The 19841-nt window shown below is 38.6% G+C and carries 17 protein-coding genes; 12 read left to right on the top strand and 5 right to left on the bottom strand.

Going from position 1 to position 19841, the window contains the following annotated elements; genetic code table 11:
• Window position 1: 1 nt before the first annotated feature.
• Window positions 2-559 (bottom strand): OmpA family protein, encoded by a 558-nt coding sequence (locus WAA15_RS04400; RefSeq protein ID WP_337041266.1) that lies wholly within the window; start codon window positions 557-559, stop codon window positions 2-4.
• Between the two features lie 266 nt (window positions 560-825).
• Between WAA15_RS04400 and WAA15_RS04405 the strand changes: the two genes are divergently transcribed.
• Window positions 826-1755: a homoserine kinase gene (locus WAA15_RS04405; protein WP_337041267.1), complete on the top strand. Its 930-nt coding sequence runs from the start codon at window positions 826-828 to the stop codon at window positions 1753-1755.
• Between the two features lie 501 nt (window positions 1756-2256).
• Window positions 2257-3987 carry a transcription termination factor Rho gene (gene rho, locus WAA15_RS04410; RefSeq protein ID WP_337041268.1) on the top strand — a complete coding sequence of 577 codons (1731 nt, stop codon included), beginning with the start codon at window positions 2257-2259 and terminating at the stop codon, window positions 3985-3987.
• On the opposite strand, the gene WAA15_RS04415 is transcribed toward rho, so the two are convergent.
• From WAA15_RS04415 to WAA15_RS04425, 3 genes are read right to left on the bottom strand one after another with little or no spacing between them, the layout of a single operon-like run.
• Window positions 3988-4230, bottom strand: coding sequence for a T9SS type A sorting domain-containing protein (locus tag WAA15_RS04415; protein WP_337041270.1), 243 nt, complete (start codon window positions 4228-4230; stop codon window positions 3988-3990).
• Between the two features lie 17 nt (window positions 4231-4247).
• Window positions 4248-5975: an alpha-amylase family glycosyl hydrolase gene (locus WAA15_RS04420; protein ID WP_337041271.1), complete on the bottom strand. Its 1728-nt coding sequence runs from the start codon at window positions 5973-5975 to the stop codon at window positions 4248-4250.
• A gap of 22 nt (window positions 5976-5997) precedes the next feature.
• The gene (locus WAA15_RS04425) at window positions 5998-6627 is read right to left on the bottom strand and encodes a Maf family nucleotide pyrophosphatase (RefSeq protein ID WP_337041272.1); all 630 of its coding nucleotides are present in this window, start codon (window positions 6625-6627) and stop codon (window positions 5998-6000) included.
• Window positions 6628-7786: 1159 nt separating this feature from the next.
• Between WAA15_RS04425 and WAA15_RS04430 the strand changes: the two genes are divergently transcribed.
• The 6 genes from WAA15_RS04430 (at window position 7787) to WAA15_RS04455 (ending at window position 14959) form a co-directional block, all read left to right on the top strand.
• Window positions 7787-10048, top strand: a complete 2262-nt coding sequence (locus WAA15_RS04430) for a DUF11 domain-containing protein (protein ID WP_337041273.1) — start codon at window positions 7787-7789, stop codon at window positions 10046-10048.
• Window positions 10049-10242: 194 nt separating this feature from the next.
• Window positions 10243-12084, top strand: coding sequence for a hypothetical protein (locus tag WAA15_RS04435; protein ID WP_337041275.1), 1842 nt, complete (start codon window positions 10243-10245; stop codon window positions 12082-12084).
• Between the two features lie 113 nt (window positions 12085-12197).
• Window positions 12198-12656 carry a MarR family winged helix-turn-helix transcriptional regulator gene (locus WAA15_RS04440; RefSeq protein WP_337041276.1) on the top strand — a complete coding sequence of 153 codons (459 nt, stop codon included), beginning with the start codon at window positions 12198-12200 and terminating at the stop codon, window positions 12654-12656.
• 111 nt (window positions 12657-12767) lie between these two features.
• Window positions 12768-13388, top strand: a complete 621-nt coding sequence (locus WAA15_RS04445; RefSeq protein WP_337041277.1) for a YceI family protein — start codon at window positions 12768-12770, stop codon at window positions 13386-13388.
• 156 nt (window positions 13389-13544) lie between these two features.
• Window positions 13545-14447 carry an SDR family oxidoreductase gene (locus WAA15_RS04450; RefSeq protein WP_337041278.1) on the top strand — a complete coding sequence of 301 codons (903 nt, stop codon included), beginning with the start codon at window positions 13545-13547 and terminating at the stop codon, window positions 14445-14447.
• A 137-nt stretch (window positions 14448-14584) separates the two neighbouring features.
• The gene (locus WAA15_RS04455) at window positions 14585-14959 is read left to right on the top strand and encodes a hypothetical protein (RefSeq protein ID WP_337041279.1); all 375 of its coding nucleotides are present in this window, start codon (window positions 14585-14587) and stop codon (window positions 14957-14959) included.
• Window positions 14960-14979: 20 nt separating this feature from the next.
• Here the strand turns inward: WAA15_RS04455 and WAA15_RS04460 are convergent, their stop codons facing one another.
• Window positions 14980-15507 (bottom strand): ion channel, encoded by a 528-nt coding sequence (locus WAA15_RS04460; protein ID WP_337041280.1) that lies wholly within the window; start codon window positions 15505-15507, stop codon window positions 14980-14982.
• Between the two features lie 100 nt (window positions 15508-15607).
• Here WAA15_RS04460 and WAA15_RS04465 point away from each other — a divergent pair, with 100 nt between their 5' ends.
• From WAA15_RS04465 to WAA15_RS04480, 4 genes are all read left to right on the top strand, one after another.
• A complete protein-coding gene (locus WAA15_RS04465; protein ID WP_337041281.1) occupies window positions 15608-16801 on the top strand; it encodes an alpha/beta hydrolase family protein in 1194 nt (397 codons plus the stop codon).
• A gap of 32 nt (window positions 16802-16833) precedes the next feature.
• Window positions 16834-17151 carry a Dabb family protein gene (locus WAA15_RS04470; RefSeq protein ID WP_337041282.1) on the top strand — a complete coding sequence of 106 codons (318 nt, stop codon included), beginning with the start codon at window positions 16834-16836 and terminating at the stop codon, window positions 17149-17151.
• 64 nt (window positions 17152-17215) lie between these two features.
• Entirely contained in the window at window positions 17216-18481 is a 1266-nt protein-coding gene (locus WAA15_RS04475; protein WP_337041283.1) for a YncE family protein, read from the top strand.
• A 180-nt stretch (window positions 18482-18661) separates the two neighbouring features.
• Complete coding sequence (locus WAA15_RS04480) at window positions 18662-19591, top strand: hydroxypyruvate isomerase family protein (protein ID WP_337041284.1); 930 nt, start codon at window positions 18662-18664, stop codon at window positions 19589-19591.
• Window positions 19592-19841: the final 250 nt, after the last annotated feature.

Raw genomic sequence — 19841 nt, forward strand, 5'->3', positions numbered from 1 at the left:
TTTATAGTGGTTTAACATGGGAAGTACCTTCTTTTAACCTAATACTAACCCGACGGTTCTTTGCTTTTCCTGCTTCGGTATCATTGGTGGCAATGGCATCTTTTTTCCCCTTTCCCTCGGTTATCATCTGAACGGCTTTAATTCCATCATTAACTAGCAGGCTTTTTACTTCGTTAGCTCTTGCAAGAGAAAGTTGCTGATTCGTTTCTTCTGAGCCATCTCCATCGGTATAACCTGTAAGAATCAGTACCTTGTCGGGATGCTCGGCCAGATACTTTTTCGCGGTCAGCAAAAATGTATCAATCTTTGGTGTTCTTACTATGCCCGACTTGCCAGACGCAAAGTAAACATCAATTGGCTGAAAAAGAATTTTCTCTTCTTCCGTATATACTGCTGTGTCAGCATTAATAGTAGCCTTTGTGCTTGAGTCGGCCAGTATATGCCCTTCAACATCGGCAGCAACCCCACTATAACAGTAAGGTCTGCGGTTGCAATTCCAGAACCAACTATATGCCAAAGCCCATAACAGAATCAGAAGAAGAATCAGGAATCTGTTCATTTTGATTAATAAGTTTAGGTAAAATGGTATAACGATAGCATTCAAACAGGAAATGTAGTAAAAAGTAATGTAACCACAAGTATATGGCTATGATTTTCTTATTAACTTTAACATATAACCTTTTGTTTTTTAGCGTAAGCGGAGCGTTTTGCCAGCTTATTTGTGTCAGAAACCACCCTGATGCGAAGTCTTCATAAATTAATTTCTGAAAATGCGCTAAAAAGATTAATTTTGAGCACCACCAAATTTATTCAGTTTTATTTTTAATGGAATCAATCAAAGTTTTTGCCCCTGCTACCGTAGCTAATGTTGCCTGTGGTTTCGATATCTTCGGATTTGCTGTTGATGCTCCCGGAGATGAGGTTATTGTTCGTAAACGTTCTGATAAGCAGGTAGTAATTACGAAAATCAGCGGTGATGAGGGTAAACTTACGCTTGATGCCACTAAAAATGCTGTTACGGTTCCTATTCTGACTTTTCTGAAAAAAAATGGCATTGAACAAGGGTTCGACATTGAGTTGCATAAAAAAATGCCTTTGGGTAGTGGGCTTGGCAGCAGTTCGGCTAGTTCGGTGGCGGGTGTATTTGCCGTTAATGAGCTTTTAGGAAAACCTCTGGAAACCAAACTGTTGTTACCTTTTTCGATGGAAGGCGAACGGGTTGCCTGTGGTTCGGCACACGCCGATAACGTTGCTCCGGCACTAATGGGTGGTTTTGTTGTTATCAGAAGTTATAATCCGCTTGATTTTTTTAATGTTCCTACACCGCCCGAATTATTTGTTACGATTGTACATCCTGATATTGAGGTAAACACTAAAGATGCCCGACACATTCTTCGTAATGAGGTATCAATGAAGAACACTATTGCTCAAATGGGCAATGTAGCCGGAATGATAGCAGGCTTAATGCAGTCAGACTATGACCTGATAGCCCGCTCAATGGTAGACTTCATTATTGAACCAGTAAGGGCAATCCTGATTCCTGAATTCTGGGAGGTAAAACACGCAGCTTTAGAAGCCGGAGCATTAGGTTGTAGCATATCGGGCGCAGGGCCTTCGATATTTGCTTTTAGCAAAGGCCGCGAAACAGCCGAAAAAGTGGCTATGGCTATGAAAAGTACTTTTGAAAAAGCCAGTATCCACGGCAATGCGTATGTGTCAGGAGTAAACCAAGCTGGCCCAAAAGTGATTAATTAAATTTTAATGTGTTATTTGAAACATATCTGAAGAAATATCTGTTATATTAGCAGCTGTAAATCAGGATATTAAAGATATTACTTTTGTTCTACTAAGATTGCTTATAGAATTATACCTATTTCTATAAAAAATATTGTCAAAATATATTGACAAATCGAAATAATCGTTATATAATTGCACCCAAATCCGAGTAAAACTTCAATAGGCTTTCTGTTTTAAGAAATTACCTTCTTTGAATCAGTCTGATTAGTTTCTGAAATTACAATCCAATAACTTGCTAATTTCTCGTTTGGGAGTTTTTTTATTTTAGGCGAAAAGAACAATAAAAGATATAATTAAAAGCTCCAGTTAAAGTAAAATACTGATTATCAATAGTTTTCAAATACTGCTCGTAATTTGCTTTCAACTGTTCACTAGACTTATTAATGTCCTTATCTTAATTTTCAGCATCAATTTTAACCGCTAAGTATCGTATAAAAACGTATCGTTTAATTCTCACGTATGTATACATCAGAAGAACTGAATCTGAAACTTCTATCAGAGTTAAGAAAAATTTGTATTGAACTGGGCATCAAGGATGTCCGCAATGGTGCCAAAAATGAGCTCATTGCAAAAATATTGGAACAACAATCCAACAAATCAACTTTTAATATGCCAAAAGAAGTAGCCGATGAATCGGCCGCAGGTTTTGAAACCCCACTATTTAAAGATAAGGCACCCAAAACCCGTAACCGATTGCCCAAAACAGGAGACTCGAAGGCCACAGACCTTGCCCCTGTTGCCAAAGAAATACCAAGAAAACAAGGCGAGAAGAAAACTTTTGACAAGCCTGCCGCAGCCGACTTATTTAAAGAAACCCCTTCTACTTCTTCAGTTATCGAAAATACTTCTCTTCCTCCTTCCGATATAGCTTTAGACCCCGAATTAGAACCATTATTAAATCTCGAAGAAGCCGAAGATTTTGATTTATCTCAAATCGACGCAGAAATGAGCGAATATGAGGGCCTAACCGATGATATTGTACCAGATATTGTTGAACCCAAAGAAGATAAAAGATTTGTTGACGACTATACGAAGGTCATAAAAAAACAATTTAATAATTTAATTAAAGAGTTTGACGGCCTCATCGAAAACGAAGGAGTACTTGAAATTATGCAGGAAGGTGGATATGGTTTCCTACGTTCGGCCGACTATAATTATCTTGCTAGCCCTGATGATATTTATGTTTCACCTTCGCAAATAAAATTATTTGGTTTAAAAACAGGTGACACTGTAAAAGGAGCTATTCGCCCACCCAAAGAAGGTGAAAAGTATTTTGCATTACTGAAAGTATTATCAGTAAATGGTAAAACTACCGAAGAAATCCGTGACCGTATTCCGTTCGAATACCTTACGCCTCTATTCCCCGAAGAACACATTAAATTAAGTAGCAAACCTGATATTTATTCTACACGCGTACTTGATTTGTTTGCCCCTATCGGAAAAGGACAACGTGGGATGATTGTGGCACAACCCAAGACAGGTAAAACTGTATTGCTGAAAGAAATTGCTAATGCAATTACTCGTAATCACCCAGAGATTTACCTTATTATTCTGCTAATTGACGAACGCCCTGAAGAGGTTACAGATATGCAACGAAGCGTTCGGGCAGAGGTAATTTCATCTACTTTTGACGAAACCGCCGACCGCCACGTGAAAGTTTCTGGTCTTGTACTGGAAAAAGCCAAACGCCTTGTTGAGTGTGGCCACGATGTGGTTATTCTTCTTGACTCCATTACGCGTCTGGCACGTGCTTATAACACGGTTATTCCATCGTCAGGAAAAATATTATCGGGTGGTGTTGATGCCAACGCATTACACAAACCTAAAAGATTTTTCGGAGCTGCCCGTAATGTAGAAAATGGTGGTTCGCTTACAATTATTGCTACCGCCCTTATTGACACTGGTTCAAAAATGGATGAGGTAATTTTTGAAGAGTTTAAAGGAACAGGTAACATGGAGTTACAGCTCGACCGCAAACTTTCAAATAAACGTGTGTATCCGGCAATTGATATTCTGGCATCAGGTACACGTCGCGAAGATTTATTAATGGATAAAGAAACGCTTCAGAAAGTGTGGTTACTTCGTAAATATATGGCTGATATGAACCCAATGGAAACAATGGAGTTCTTGCTCGATAAAATGAAAGGAACCCGCAACAATGAGGAGTTCCTGATGACAATGAACCGATAATCAGGTATTTTTGATGATTTTCTTTGACCTGATAATATCATCCTGATTAACAATCACAAAATAAATACCTTCTGGAAGCCCTGCTAAATCAAAATCATGCAGGGCTTTTGTGTGTATTTCCTCCTGCAAGATTTTTCCGGCCAGATTTGATAACTGAAAACGCGTTTCTACTCCGGGTGGTACTTTTACATACACCTTTTCGTCAGGTTCATTATAGAATATTACTAGTTCGTCTTTTCTCATAACAGATTTTACTTAACTCAATATTTATTGATTTTTACTGAAGCATACAAACGATATTCGCCTGCATCGAGCTTGATTCTTTTATCTTTGTCTGTAATGATGATGCTTTTTTCTTCAAAAAAATCATACCATTCGCCCACTTCCAGGGTGGTTTCGGTGCTTACAGATTTCAGGCTGAAATTGGCCAGAATCCTGATTTTTAAAGCAGAATGATCTATATTTATTTTTTTAACCAGCCCCTCGCCTACCTCCATGAATTGCCCTTCATTGAATGCAACAATATTTTTCTTTAAATGAATCATTTGTGCATATATTTCAAACAATTTACGTCGGTCTTCCTGCTGTAAATAATCCCATTTGATAGGTTTCACACCTGTGCGGCCATTAAAATTTATGTCAATATCGTAACCTAATTCTCCAAACTGCCAGAACATCTTCGGCCCCGGATAAGCAAAAAAAACGACGGCAGCCGCTTGCGCTCTTTTTAAAACAAGTGGTAAATCATTGAGCTGCTGGCAGGCATCATAAACAAGTCTTTGTTCGTCGTGGCTTTCCATATAGCCAACCAGATTCGGCTCTTTCCAACCACGATTCTGATAATTTAACCAAGCAACACTATCTTTTTTACCTTTGAGTAAATTTCTGAACTGATGATTTAAATGCCCCCATAGCATAAATCCATAGTCGGCTAGTTCGGTTTCTTCGTCATTAGCAGCCAAATGCTCCAGAATAAGGTAACAATTTTTATTGTAACTTCTGATTTTGTCATAGAAACGTTTCAATAATTTAACGCGGCTTGCATCATAGCTTGACCACTTCAAAACATCAGGGTACGTTTCTACCTGTGTAAAACCTTTGGTTAAGTCAAACCTAAAACCGTCAACTTTGTACTCGGTAAGCCAGAATTTGCATACCTCATCAAAGAATTCCTGTGTGTATTTGCTTTCATGATTGAAATCAAAAAAAACCGAAAAAGGATGTGTGGCTTTCTGGTTTAAAAAAGGATTTTTGTAAGCTCCTTTATGTTCACCGACATAAGCCTTGTAATACGAAAATTTCTTGTCGGCATGGTTAAACACCACATCCAGAATTACAGCAATGCCATTTTCATGGCATTTGTCAATCAGGTATTTTAGGTCATTTTTTGTACCGTAGGCTTTATCTGGGGCAAAATAAAAAGTAGGGTTATACCCCCACGAATCGTTTCCTGTAAACTCCTGAACCGGTAGTAATTCAATTGCGTTAATACCTAGTGTTTTGAAATACGGAATAAAGTTAGCGACATCACGGTACCTGCGCGACTCAACGAAATCTCTAATTAATAGTTCATAAATAACCAAATTCTGTTTAGGCGGAGCGCAAAAGTCATTTATTTGCCACGGGTACACCTCTTTGGCGGTTTGTAATACAGACACACTACCGCGAAAAGGGTTTTCATGAGGGTATTTTTTTAATTCAGGGTAGGTATTGTCTGAAATAAATCTATCAAATTCGGGGTCAAGGATTTTTTCGCTATAAGGGTCGGCTACGGCAATTTTTCTATCAATCAAAAACTGGTAGGCATATTCACGTCCGGGCTGCAAATTATCAATGACGATAGCATAGGTTTCCCCGTCGACCTGTTTAGCCATTTCATAAGTATCCGAAATTTGCCAGTTATTAAATTCACCAACCAGATGTACCGATTTTTTATATGGAATTTTAAAGGTAAGCCTGACACGCTCGTCGCTAAAATATTGAATCATTTAATACATTGAGGTTAGGCTATTAACGAAGCAGGTATTTTTCGAGGTTGGCGTAAACAAGATGAATTGGCAAGCCCATAACAGTATAAAAAGAGCCTTCGATACTGGTAATACCTATCATTCCGATGAAATCCTGCACACCATAACTTCCTGCTTTATCAAAAGGCTGGCATTTCTCAATGTAATATTCAATTTCCCAAGCACTTAGTTCTTTAAACGAAACATGGGTTGTATCGGCAAATGTAATGGTTTCTTGGTTGGTCATGAGGCATACGCCTGTAATAACGCTATGCGTACGGCCACTTAATAATTTAAGCATTCTTACGGCATCGTGGTGGTCGGTTGGTTTATTAATTACGTGGCCATCTACTACCACTACGGTATCTGCACACAGAATAATTTCGTCCTGAATAAGTGTTTCAAAACATAAGGCTTTATTTCTTGCCAGATAAACAGGCACTTCTTCAACAGGCATTTCAGCCGAAAATGTTTCGTCTGTCGGAATTACCTTAACTGAAAACTGAAAACCTGCATTTTGCATGATTTCTTTCCGGCGCGGAGAGTTAGAAGCTAATACAAGAGGCTTGGATAATTGCATCTGAAAATAATTGAAATTGCGAAGTAAATAAATCTGACCTACAAATGCGAACATCGAGAAGAGTTTTACGGGAAATTAATTTTGCATGGGCTTTCCAATCTTCATATTTGGTATAAAAACCTTATTTTTAGCGAAAAAACGATTAACAAATTTCATACTAAAAGCTTTCTTCTCAAAAAAGCACAAAATTATTATGTATCCACTTAATAATATTTCTCAAAAAAAAGTCAGTGCTTTAATTATTAAACGGTACAAACAATAAAAATAGTACCAAATAAAAAAAAACAGTTCCTATCAATAAAAAAATTGGCACAATTATTTCTTAAGAAAAAGATAGGAACAGAAATTCTCTTTAATCTGCAAATTTTTAGAGAGAATTGTGAGAGAGAACAATTTTTTGCTAGTAACCTTTAACTTTTGCTTTTGTATGTTCTACGGGACTTCACACATAGCAGTTCATTTTTTTAAAACTAAAAATCAGAAACCTTGATTTGAGGTGTATCCATGTTGGCTTTGGTAATATATTGCTACCTGATACCCAAAAACAAACTTTTGCTAATCAATTAAACAATCTTTTGCGTAATGAGAAACAATATACATCTTCCAATATCCTCTTTTTTAACTCATACACCGATAGGCAATCACCCTTACTTAAACAATTTACAAAAACGAGTTGCGCATTTGCGCAAGAAAGTATCATTGCTTTTAAATGACTAACTAAAATAATTTTTTGCTGTAAGATACGTAGCTGATTCTGTTAGAAAAAACCTGTTCATCAATAAGTATCAGGATTTAATAATCAAATAAGTGAGTATCATTTTTAAATTTTTGCTGTATTAAACAAACAATTTTTGCTGTCGGATGCAGAAACCAGACATGAATATTCACCTAGAACTTCTCATTTAGTATCAGTTCTTACGAACTGATGCCATCTAAAGCTATGTGCATAAACTGTTGAGTTGTTTGTATCTGAAATATAAGTTTTTCGACTGATACCTAAAATAACTTTTGCTGTCAAATGCGAAAAATACCCAATACAACAATTCTTGTATTTATTAACCCAAAAAGTGAAACTCCACTAACAGTTAATAGGAGCAAAATTGCCTCATTGACGTATTTGAGCAGTTAATTCTTTTGCTAATTTAATTAAACACTTTTGCACATGTTAACAATGAAAACTACATGCAGGCTTCTTTTGCTCGTAATCTTATCTATGTTTTATGACGTTGCTTTTAGCCAACAGACCATCGAAAACAACAAAATTTGTCTTGACCCTATTGCGGGTAGAGGTGCTTATATAGGCACTGCTCCTAGCGCGGGCGTTTGTTTACTTTGTAGTGCCTCCGATGCACCTAATGTAATTGACGGCGACCAGAGTAATTATGCTACGGCTTCTTTATCTATTGGCTTAGCCAATAATACACCCATTATTATCATTAAAGATTCTCTTCAGTACTATCCGGCAGGAAACGAGGTTGGCTTTATAATTGGCCCTAATGGCGGGCTTCTTTCGGCAAGTGTTTTAAATAGTTTAAAAATAGAAACTTATCGTAACGGTACACTCGTACAAAGTGCCATTTTTGGTTCGGGCTCACCGCTGCTTTCTCTAGCTGTTTTACAAAGTACTGGTGGTGGTAAGCAAATTGTGAGTTTTACTACTACTGGTGATTTTGACGAGGTAAGGTTAGTTAGCAATGGCACTATAAGTGCTTTAACTACTTTTCGGATTTATGGAGCGTTTGAAGGCCCTGCCTCTTGCGCACATGACTGCCTGAACGCTCTTACAGGCAGCGAGATTTCTGGCTCTCCTGCTACGGGTTCGGGTGGAGTCTGTTTAGGTGGAGGTGTCACAAACAGCACAAATGTTACAGATTCTGACACTACCAACAATGCTGTTATTAGTGTTCCGATAGGCGTTGGCTGTTCGCGTTATTTACAAATTACCGCTGCTACCACATATCCGGCCAATACTTTTGCAGGTTTTGTTATTAACGAAAACGGGAGCGTATTAGGCTTGAACCTACTTGGGGGCATTACTATTTCCACTTATCTGAATGGTACGCCCGTAGAATCATCGTCTGGTAGCTCTTTATTGTCAGCTATGGTTCTGAGTGGTTCTACATCAGCCTATCAGGTTGGTTTTAAAGCAACGCTTCCTTTTAACCAGATACGCATAACTGTTAGTGGCGTAGCTTCTTTGCTGAGCAGCGTAAATGTATACTATGCTTATATAAAACTTGATAGCGATAACGACGGTGTACCAGATTGTATTGATAAATGTAGTGGGCTTGATTATCTGGATGCTGACGGCGACGGTGTTCCTGATGGCTGCGACCAAAATGCCATTGACCTTTCGCTTTCAAAATCTGTTAATAATTCAACTCCGGCTAAAGGCACCAATGTTACGTTCTCGATTACAGCCACCCGCGACAACACAACTCAAAATGCAACAGGAGTAAAAGTAACCGATATTCTACCAGCAGGTTTAACTTATGTGTCAAACTCTGCCCCAACTGGTACCTATTATACCCCCGGAACAGGTATCTGGAATATAGGGAGTGCGCTTGGTGGAACTACCAATAGCCTGACCCTGACCATTACCGCCCGTGTAGATACGGTGGGGGTAGTATCAAATATTGCCCAGATTACCGCCTCCAATGAAACCGATACCGACAACACCTCAACACAAGACAATATAGCAAGTGCCTGTGTTACGGTTCCGGTTCAGATATGTCAGGGGCAAACAATAGGGCTTATTGCTCCTACGCTTTCAACTACTTATCAATGGTATAGAAACGATACGCTCATTGTCGGAGCTACCAACGATACCCTGTTTGTAACACAAAGTGGTAATTATACTGTAAACTTTACCTCTACAACAGGGTGTTTGTCAGGAAACTGCTGCCCGATAATTATCAATGTAAATGCCTTGCCTGCTATTAACGCAGGTAGTAACGTAGCCGCTTGTTCAGGAACCTCAACTACTCTTACAGCCACAGGTACAGGAACATTTATGTGGAATACCGGAGCAACTACCTCTACTATTACCGTATCGCCAACAAGTACAACCAACTATATTGTAACCCTCACGAGTGCGCTGGGGTGCGTCAATCGTGATACTGTAACGGTAACGGCAACTCCGGCACCATTATCTGCCAACGCATTAGCTTTCTGTAATAATGCCGGAACAACAGATAACTCTGCCGACGATATCTTTACTATTACCCTGAATCCGTCGGGCGGAAGCAATACCACTTATACGGTTTCAATAAACGGCACATCCACGGGGTCTACATATAATTATGGGGCACCAAGTACGGCCATCAATGCTGGCTTAATCAGCAGTGGAGCCAAAACCTTGATTATTGTTGATAATAATGGTTGTAGTCTGACTACCTCAGTCAGCCCTCCGGCAAGCTGTTCAAGCTGTCCGCCTAAGGTTTGTGTACCTATTACAATAGTCAAATCTGAATAATAAAAATAGTAATATCCTGATTCTGTTTATAAGCGAGTACCGACCCGATTCGGTACTCGCTTTATTTTTAACAAGAATCTTCAAAACAATCTCATTACTATTCCGCTTATAGATGTACTTATAAGCAGTAATAGCAATTTGTTAAATTATTTGGTTGCTGTTGGGGTTAGGTAAAAAAATCGTATATTTTCGGCATGAAGCAATGGATTTTCATATTAATACTGCTATCGCATTTTACTTTCGGACAAAATCCTGACTTTGAACAATTTGATAATGACAAGTCGGCTAAGGACAGCCTCATGTATTCCAAATTAAAAACCAAAATGGGGAAAAGTAAGATAGGGCGACAAATCTATGGCTTTCTGTTTCGGGATGTTTACAATTCAAACGCACTAAAAAACGAAATTGATAAACTCGAAGCAAATCCTTTTGCAGCTTATGAAGGCAAAACCATTGGTAAAATCACGGTTCATCAACTCGATATATTTGGCCCCACCGTTAATGATACTACCCGCAGAGGTAACCGTTTTGAACGTTTTGCCAGTAAGAATTTCCATTATGACACACGCGAAAGAGTCATACGGAAATCGTTCCTTCTGTTCAAGGAAGGAGATAAACTCGACCCCCGCACTTTAAAAGACACCGAACGGCTTTTGCGTGCCAATCCTATTATTCATGATGCGCGTATTCTGGTTACCGAGCGTAAAGGAAGTAACTGGTTGGTTGATATTCTGATTCTGGTGCAGGATGTATGGTCTATTAATTTCGATGTGTCGGCCGGTAGCCTCAAAGATTTTAAAATTGGGGTTGAAGACCGTAATTTTCAAGGCAACGGGCACTCGTTTCTCAATAAAGTTTCTTGGCGTAAAGATGACCCCTACCAACAGTTAGGTCTCAGAAGCATTTACACCGTACCTTATATCGGAAAAACTTTCATTACCGGACAAATAAGTGCAATTTATGAAAAAGACCTTAACCAGTTTTCGGTTAAGGCTTTCCGGCCCTTCCTGACTGTCGACACCAAAAATGCTGGTGCTTTTGAAGTAGGTTACTATAAAATCAGGGAATATAAAAAAATAAGAACAGACCAGACCGATAAAGATTTGATTTATCAGACTGGTTATTATTATTCTGACCTATGGTATGGGCGTGCTTTCAAACCACGCATATTTAATGCCAACGAAAGGCTGATAGTAGCAGTAAGACGCACGAGCTACGAGTTTCGTAAAAGACCCGAAGTAAGTGCCGACACCAACAAAATTTACTGGAACCGAACAACTATTCTGGGTAGTATCGGGTACTCAAACCGTTTTTATAAAAGAGATGTCCTGATTTACGGGTTTGGCCGAACCGAGGACGTTCCTACGGGTAGCTTATTGTCGTTTACCTTTGGAAGCGAGCAAACCGAATTTGGTGCCAGAGAATACGCCGGACTACAATTTGCTAATGGTACGTATCTGGCCAATAATAAAGGTTATTTGTACGTATTAGCCAATGCCGGCACCTACCTGAAAAATAAAGAAGCCCAGCAAGGAGTACTAGGCTTACAGAGTTTTTATTTTAGCCCGCTCATGAAGCTAGGCAGGGCGCAATCCAGAAACTTTATTAATCTGGGTTTTACTTATGGCATAAACCGTGACCCTATCGATTACCTGAATATCAGTGGTTATGATGGCATACTAGGTGTAAACAGCGACGCCCTAAGAGGTGACAAACGCCTGACTTTAGGAATGGAGTCGGTGTTGTTTTCAAAGAAAAGTCTGTTGGGTTTCCGTATTGCCTATTTTACCTTTGCCAATTTTGGCATGGTAAGTTTAAAAGATGTAAAATTATTTTCAAGTAAAGTTTATCAGGGGTTTGGTCTTGGGCTTCGACTTCGGAACGAAAACCTAACTTTCAATACCTTTCAGATTCGTATTGGTTATTACCCTAATATTCCGCTTTCTACTCCATTTCGGTTCTCTTTTGATGGTATTCAGCCACTTCGTTTACGAGATTTTGACATTTCGGCTCCTACTATTGTTCCGCTCAGATAAATTTCTTTATATTTTTTTTAAAGTCATGGAACCAAATTTAATTGACACTTGTAATATATGTACTAACATATATTGTTAATGTATAATTAGCTCATTAGATAAAATAAAAAAATATGTCGATTGAAAAAGACATAAAACAGCAAAAGCCCTTTAAAAGCCCTTTCCAGAAATTAGTTGTAAATATTTTATATACTAACAACTGGATGAACAACGACCACCACAATATATTGAAACCCTACGGCCTAACGGCCCAACAATATAATGTGCTAAGGATTTTAAGAGGGCAGTATCCGAATCCTATTACCGTTAATGGTATTATTGAACGGATGCTCGACAAGATGTCGAATGCGTCTCGGTTGGTTGACAAACTTTTGGTGAAAAATCTTGTAACAAGATGTGACAACAAAGATGACCGCCGGGCTTGTGATGTAAAAATCACAACGAAAGGGCTAGATGTCCTGAAAGAGATAGATGTAATGCAAGAGCAGTGGGAGTCGAGCTTTAGCAGCCTTACTCCTGAAGAAGCAGAAACCCTGAGTAATTTGCTCGATAAACTCAGAGGAAGCAACTAAAACAAGAAAGGGTTTTAGTTTTCATGTAATTCAGAATCATATAGACTACTTAATCTATTGATTATAAAGATTTTAATATTTTTAAACACTTAAACCAAATTTTAAATTAAAATGAAAGTTTTCAGAAATTTATTCACAGTAGCGTTCGCATTAGTAGTAAGTGTATCAGCAATGGCTGATAAAGGCAAAAAAGCTCCACAAACTTTAAAAGTTGACACCAAAGCAAGTACTTTTAACTGGTTAGGAAAAAAAATTACCGGAGAACACAACGGAACTATCGGCATTCAGAGTGGTAATTTAGAAGTAGACGGAAGCAAACTTGTAGGTGGTACTTTTACCATTGACATCAACACCATTACTTGTCTTGACCTGAAAGATGCAGACTATAATGCTAAATTAGTGAACCATTTAAAAGCTCCTGATTTCTTCGACGTAGCCAAATATCCAACAGCTACATTCAAAATCACAAAAGCTACACCTAAAACAGCCACTAATTATGACATCACCGGAAACCTTACTATCAACGGCGTTACACAAGTAATTACTTTCCCGGCAGTTGTAAGCATCGACAAAAAAGGTAACACCACAGCAGCAGCCAAATTTGAAGTAGACCGCACTAAATTTGGTAGCAAATATGCTTCTAAATCATTTTTTGATACTATCGGCGACAAAGCTATTTATGACAACTTTCAGGTTGATATTAAATTAGTAGCTGCAAAAGCAAGCATCTAATCATATTACTCCTGCACTGTTTAGTATATGCAAAAAGCCACAGATGATTATTTCATCTGTGGCTTTTTTATTTTAGCTTTACGAAAATTATTTCGGGCTAGTTTTTCTTGAAATAATGCAACAATTATTGTTAACCCCATAAATTTGAATATCCTGATGGCTTATAACGAACCCATGTTAAGAGACGGAGCCCTTGAAGGCAAAACCTTTGTTGTTACAGGAGGCGGAACCGGACTTGGAAAATCAATGAGTAAATATTTTCTTGAGTTAGGTGCAAATGTGGTTATTACCAGTAGAAAACTTCAGGTACTGGAAGAAACAGCTCACGAACTGCAAAAAGAAACCGGCGGAAAAATACTACCTTTTGCCTGCGATGTGCGCGATTATGGCGCCATAGAAGCCATGAAAGATAAAACTCTTGCCGAATTTGGCAGAGTTGATGGCCTGCTAAATAACGCAGCTGGTAATTTTATTTCTCCGACCGAACGCCTTTCACACAGAGCCATTGACACCGTTGTTGATATTGTTTTAAAAGGTAGTTATTACTGCACACTAGCTTTTGGCAAACACTGGATTGAACAAAAACAAAAAGCTACTGTGCTAAGCATTGTTACTACTTATTCATGGACAGGCTCGGCTTTTGTAGTGCCGTCGGCTATGGCCAAAGCAGGTGTATTAGCCATGACACGCAGTTTGGCAGTAGAATGGGCTAAATACGGCATTCGTTTTAATGCCATTGCTCCTGGGCCATTCCCGACCAAAGGCGCGTGGGACAGGCTATTTCCGAAAGATGCTTTCCCCGAACACTTGCAGGAACGTTTCTCTGATTTTGGTAACGTGCCACTAAAACGCGTAGGCGAGCATCAGGAACTTGCAAATCTGGCAGCTTATTTAATGTCCGACTTCTCGTCTTACATTAATGGAGAGGTGGTTACAATTGATGGCGGTGAATGGATTAACGGAGCAGGTGAGTTTAATCACCTCAATTCCATTCCAAACGAGATGTGGGATGTTATTCAGGCTGTTATCAAGAGCAACACAAAGCCAAAAAAAGAATAGAAAAAGTTAAGCTGGCAGGGCTTCTACCCTACCAGCTTTTATTTTATAGAATTACTTTATCCACAAGAGCAGTGCTAAAAAATTCTTTTATCTTCTGGCAAAGATGGCTTCTCATAAGTAGCCTATGTATTGCTGCAATGGCAATACTTTTTGCGCTTGGGTATGATATTTTTTTATTTACATCTTATGACCACGCTTTAGCCCGAATATTCTGGCAAACCGACCAGCTTTCACCCGAAATAAAACCGTTCAGGCTTTTTGTTGCAGGCCCATTGGGTGGCACCATAGCCTGCTGCTATATAATGGTAGCATATCTGGCTTGTTATCCATTTAAGCGTAAGGAAAAATGGGCGCGAAACGCCATAATTGTTGCTTTCGGCATCTGGTGCGTGCTCGACTCACTGGCTTGTTTCCAGTACGGTGTTTATTTCCAGCTATACCTTATCAATGGTCTTTCGGTGCTTCAGAAAGCCCTTCCTATTATTTTTACTTGGAAAGCCTTCAATCATTAATCAGCTTTTTACAAGTAGTTTTATTTTTTTCGTAACGAATCTTTCATCGAAATAAAATCTGACAAAATAAAAATCATTGTCAGAAACGCCATTATTACTTCCAGCAACATAACTATCTTGGCTGCTACACTGGCAGGTGTCAGGTCGCCGTAGCCAAAAAAAGTAAAGTTCAGCACACTAAAGTAAAAGAACTCAAACATTTCTTCAAACATTGTAAAACTGGGGTCAATTCCCGCAAAACTAGCTTTGTTTATTTCATAAAGCATAAAAAAATCAATCGCAAACGAAAGCGTCATTTGCCCGATATTATAAGTTGTTAATAACAAAAAACGATGATAGGCAATATCATGAGCCGTAGCTTTTAATAATTGTACTGAGTTTTCAAAGATAAAGTAACAGGTTTTCGTTATAGCTAAGGTAATTACCAACGTCTCCAGAACAAACGGCTTGAAAGTATGTAAATCGTTAAGCCATTTCATGAAGAAAGCCATAAAGAATAAAAGAGCAAACTCTGCAAATTCACGACGATATCGAACAATAGGATTCATATAATCAGGGTTTCATTTAAGTAAAGTATCCAAAAAAGAACATTTTAAGGTCAAGAAAGTCAATAAAATTAATAACTTTGTCAGCTCAATTACAAACACTATGAGAATCAAATCTTTCAGATATTTTCTATTATCCATCAGCCTGACCTTCATCGTATGGTCGTGCGATAAATCCTCTACCACAGACCCTAATCCACAGCCCGAAGTTCTAGTTAGCTCAACACTGGTAAAAGAATACACCAAAGACCAGCTAATAGCCGCTTTAGGACCATTAGGCTCGTCGTATTCACTGTTTATACGTGGCGGTGTGAAACAATACAAAATAGTTTACAAAACCAAAGATGTTGATGGAACTGTTATTCAGGCTTCAGGAGCTTTGGCAATACCTGTGCTGACCGATGCGAATACGGCACTTCCATTAGCCAGTTATCAGCACGGTACTATTTTTTCTGATGCCGATGCTCCGTCATATTTCAGTATTGATGGTGAAGGCACAATGGCCTCTGTACTGTCAACGTTAGGCTATATCGTGGCTGCACCCGACTACATTGGTTATGGTGCTACCAATAACCTACCACATACCTACGAACACCGCGAAGGACTAGCAACAGCCAGCCTTGACATGATGAGAGCAGCCAAAGAATTTATCGTTAAAGAAAAAATAAACTGGAATAAAAACGTTTATCTCGGTGGTTATTCAGAAGGAGGATTTGCAACTTTAGCTTTACAGAAAAAAATTGAAGAGGAAGCTCCCTCCGAATTTAACCTGAAAGCATCGAGTTGTGGTGCAGGTGCTTATAATAAAACACTTTCATTCAAAACCATTGCCAGTGTTGAATCAGACGGTGACCCAACACATAACGCTTCGTATATATGGGTAATACTTACGTATGATAGAATTTATAAGCTAAACCGCCCCATGAGTAGTTACTTTGTTGAACCGTATGCCACTCAGATTCAAAAAGACAAACAAAATGCCCGAATAAGTGTAAGTTTTAATAAAATTATTAGCGATAACACAAAAAAAGGGATAACCGAGGGAACCGACACCGCCTTGGTTAATGCTGTAAAAGATAACGATATTTTTGACTGGAAACCAAAAACCCCTACTTTACTAACCCATGGCGATGCGGATTCTTATGTGCCGTATTTTAATACCAAAACAGCCTATGATGCCATGATTAAAAGAGGCGCAACCAACGTTAAGCTGAATACCGTTAGCGGTGGTGACCACGATACCTCAATACAGAAATATCTTTTAGATACTATTGCATTTTTTAGCTCTAATCAATAAATTTTAATATACAAAACAAACAGTACCTAACTATGGCTAATCTAAAAAAAGGATTTGTACACACAGTATTTTTCTGGTTAAAAGACAAAAACAGTCAGGCTGACCATCAGGCATTACACGCAGGTTTAGTAGAATTATCTAAAATTGATTTAATTCAGACTGCTTATGTAGGTACACCAGCAAACACGAATCGGGCGGTTATTGACTCTTCTTACCAGTTTTCAATCACTTTTGTATTTGATACTCCCGAACAACAAGCTGATTACCAAACTCACCCCGACCACTTAGCTTTTGTTGATAAATGCTCACATCTATGGGAAAGAGTAGTTGTTTATGATGCCGAAAGCTAAAAAATAGTTTCGTTGAAACTGCTTTTTTAGATAATCGCATATATAATCAAAGTCATACTAAACCATGAAAAAAATCTTCGTCCCACTATTTCTGTTCTTTAGTATTACTTCTTTTTCGCAGAATTTAGAATTTGATGCCAAAGGAATAGTTGCCATTTCAGATGCTGACATGGCTGCTTCGGCATTTGTTAATGGTAAATTATTTAAAGAAAGAGGAGTAAAAGATGCCTTCACATCCATTAAATTACCTTTAGAAAAATCGTACGATGAAGTAAAAAGCGTAACGGTATCAAACTCGGTTATTAACGGAACCAAAACTATGGCTGTATCAAGCATACACCATCTGGCATACGTAGTTGATACCCGCGGAATGCTGGCCGATAATGTAACAGAGTTAAAAAACGTAAATGAAGAATTACCTGCGGGCGGTTTTATTACAGTAATTGATATTGCCGATATAGCCCACCCAAAGATACTTTATAAATTCCCTACCGGCCAAAACCCTATTGGGATTGATATAAGCCCTAAAGGCGAATATATAGTTTTATGCAGTGAAGAAGAGGGCAAAGAACTGCAAGTATTAGAATTAGACCCCAATGGTAAGCCAATCAGGATTATAAGCAAACCACATGGCCTACCCTCAGGTAAAATCTCTGATGTTAGCTGGCATCCGAACGACAACTACATTGCATTTACACTGGAAGACTCCAAAGAAGTAGGTTTAATTAAAACCCACCGCGATGGCCCTACAAACAAAATTATCCGGCTTGAAATGCAGGGCAAACCGCTTAAAGTAGGTGCTTTCCCGGGTAACGGGCAATTTACCCCTGACGGTAAGTTCTATCTGGTGCCTGATTTGAAACGAGGGCTTTCAGAAGATGGCGAAATCTTTACCATAAAATTTAATCTGGATGGCAACTCCGAACATTTTCTGATTTCAAAAGCCAAAGTAGGTGAAAACCCCGAAAGTTTTGGCATCAGCCCTGACGGCAGCACAGTAGTAGTGGCTAATATCAGAAAAACATTTTATCCGTGGGACAACGCCATTCTTACCCGAAAAGCCTCTTTATCTTTATTAAAACTCACCCCTGACGGCAATCTGAGTAATCAGGGAGACTATGAGTTTGATGGTATTCTGCCCAAAAGTGTTGTTTTCGATACCAGCGGAAACAATATTGCCGTAGCGGCATACGACCATTTCAATTACGGCAAACATTTTGGTAGTATTGAATTCTGGAAAGTTAAACATGGGAATAAGCCAAGTTTACAAAAACAGGATTTCAGGCTATTTTTATCAAGAGGCTGCCACACCATAAGGATAATAAAATAATACTTAATAAATTAACAAAGATTGGTTGCTCTCGCAATCAATCTTTGTTTTTAGTGGGTAACTACCTGCTTCATGAGCTAAGAAAATATCAGTAAATTTTTACTCATCTTTTAATTATTTCTTACCTTTCGCCTAACTTTAAGACACATAATTCAACCATCACTATTCAACTCAAATTCAATGAAACGTAGAAATTTCCTTAAAAATTCGTTCTCTATGGCTGGCATGGCGGGTGTATCTGCTGTACCATTTGCAGATAATATCCAGCTATTGTCGGGGCAAAATAATTTCAAGATGAAATACGCCCCTCACTTCGGGATGTTCAAAAATTTGGCCGGAGAAGACCTTATCGACCAGTTAAAATTTATGTCCGATATGGGTTTTACAGCACTGGAAGATAACGGTATGATGGGCCGTACACCTGAGGTACAAACCAAAATAGGTGAAACTATGGCCAAACTAGGCATGACAATGGGCGTTTTTGTGGTCGATAAAGGAGGCAATGGTGCTAATACGCTGGCCGCAGGTAAAAAAGAATATATTGATATTTTTCTGAACGGCTGTAAACGTGCTGTTGAGGTGGCTAAACGTTGTAATGCTAAATGGGTAACCGTAGTACCCGGCGATTTTGAAAGAAATTTGCCTATTGGTATCCAGACGGGTAACGTAATTGATGCTTTACGCCGTGGTGCTGAAATTCTGGAGCCTCATGGTATTGTTATGGTTTTAGAACCTCTGAGCGACAGCCCTAATTTGTTTCTGAGAACTTCTGACCAGACTTATGAAATATGCCGCGGAGTAAATAGCCCATCGTGCAAAATTCTGTTTGACATTTATCACATGCAAAAAAATGAGGGGCATATTATTCCACATATTGATTGGGCATGGAACGAAATTGGCTATTTCCAGATTGGCGATAACCCAGGCAGAAAAGAACCCACAACAGGCGAGATAAACTATAAAAACATTTTCAAGCACGTTTATAACAAAAGCAAAGCTGAAAACAAGACGTTTATCTTCGGCATGGAACATGGCAATTCAAAACCGGGTAAAGAAGGCGAACAGGCACTTATAAAAGCTTATGTTGAGTCGGACAGTTTTGAAATTTAGCAGATATTCTATCAGACTATTAGCGAAAAAAACTTTATAAATCTACAAACCCAATCAGAGTAAAACCATCCGCTCTGATTGGGTTTATTTATAATCAGTTTCTAATTATTGCTGGCCAGAATAAACTATTTTCGGCACTAATTAAGTACAGTACCAATGGTAAAGTCGTTAAAATTAATATAAATGAAAACAAGTAATGAAGAATCAATGAAAGACTTATAATCTTTATTTTATGCAGTAGAAATACAAA

Origin of the sequence: Emticicia sp. 17c, assembly GCF_037153985.1 — a bacterium.
GTDB lineage: Bacteria > Bacteroidota > Bacteroidia > Cytophagales > Spirosomataceae > Emticicia.

Bases quoted from the DNA above. Each gene is read 5' to 3' on its own strand.
- WAA15_RS04440 (WP_337041276.1), top strand. From the start codon at position 12,198: ATGTCGATTGAAAAAGACATAAAACAGCAAAAGCCCTTTAAAAGCCCT.
- WAA15_RS04400 (WP_337041266.1), bottom strand. From the start codon at position 559: ATGAACAGATTCCTGATTCTTCTTCTGATTCTGTTATGGGCTTTGGCA.
- WAA15_RS04450 (WP_337041278.1), top strand. From the start codon at position 13,545: ATGGCTTATAACGAACCCATGTTAAGAGACGGAGCCCTTGAAGGCAAA.
- WAA15_RS04465 (WP_337041281.1), top strand. From the start codon at position 15,608: ATGAGAATCAAATCTTTCAGATATTTTCTATTATCCATCAGCCTGACC.
- WAA15_RS04460 (WP_337041280.1), bottom strand. From the start codon at position 15,507: ATGAATCCTATTGTTCGATATCGTCGTGAATTTGCAGAGTTTGCTCTT.
- WAA15_RS04430 (WP_337041273.1), top strand. From the start codon at position 7,787: ATGTTTTATGACGTTGCTTTTAGCCAACAGACCATCGAAAACAACAAA.
- WAA15_RS04405 (WP_337041267.1), top strand. From the start codon at position 826: ATGGAATCAATCAAAGTTTTTGCCCCTGCTACCGTAGCTAATGTTGCC.
- rho (WP_337041268.1), top strand. From the start codon at position 2,257: ATGTATACATCAGAAGAACTGAATCTGAAACTTCTATCAGAGTTAAGA.
- WAA15_RS04455 (WP_337041279.1), top strand. From the start codon at position 14,585: ATGGCAATACTTTTTGCGCTTGGGTATGATATTTTTTTATTTACATCT.
- WAA15_RS04475 (WP_337041283.1), top strand. From the start codon at position 17,216: ATGAAAAAAATCTTCGTCCCACTATTTCTGTTCTTTAGTATTACTTCT.
- WAA15_RS04425 (WP_337041272.1), bottom strand. From the start codon at position 6,627: ATGTTCGCATTTGTAGGTCAGATTTATTTACTTCGCAATTTCAATTAT.
- WAA15_RS04470 (WP_337041282.1), top strand. From the start codon at position 16,834: ATGGCTAATCTAAAAAAAGGATTTGTACACACAGTATTTTTCTGGTTA.
- WAA15_RS04445 (WP_337041277.1), top strand. From the start codon at position 12,768: ATGAAAGTTTTCAGAAATTTATTCACAGTAGCGTTCGCATTAGTAGTA.
- WAA15_RS04420 (WP_337041271.1), bottom strand. From the start codon at position 5,975: ATGATTCAATATTTTAGCGACGAGCGTGTCAGGCTTACCTTTAAAATT.
- WAA15_RS04415 (WP_337041270.1), bottom strand. From the start codon at position 4,230: ATGAGAAAAGACGAACTAGTAATATTCTATAATGAACCTGACGAAAAG.
- WAA15_RS04480 (WP_337041284.1), top strand. From the start codon at position 18,662: ATGAAACGTAGAAATTTCCTTAAAAATTCGTTCTCTATGGCTGGCATG.
- WAA15_RS04435 (WP_337041275.1), top strand. From the start codon at position 10,243: ATGAAGCAATGGATTTTCATATTAATACTGCTATCGCATTTTACTTTC.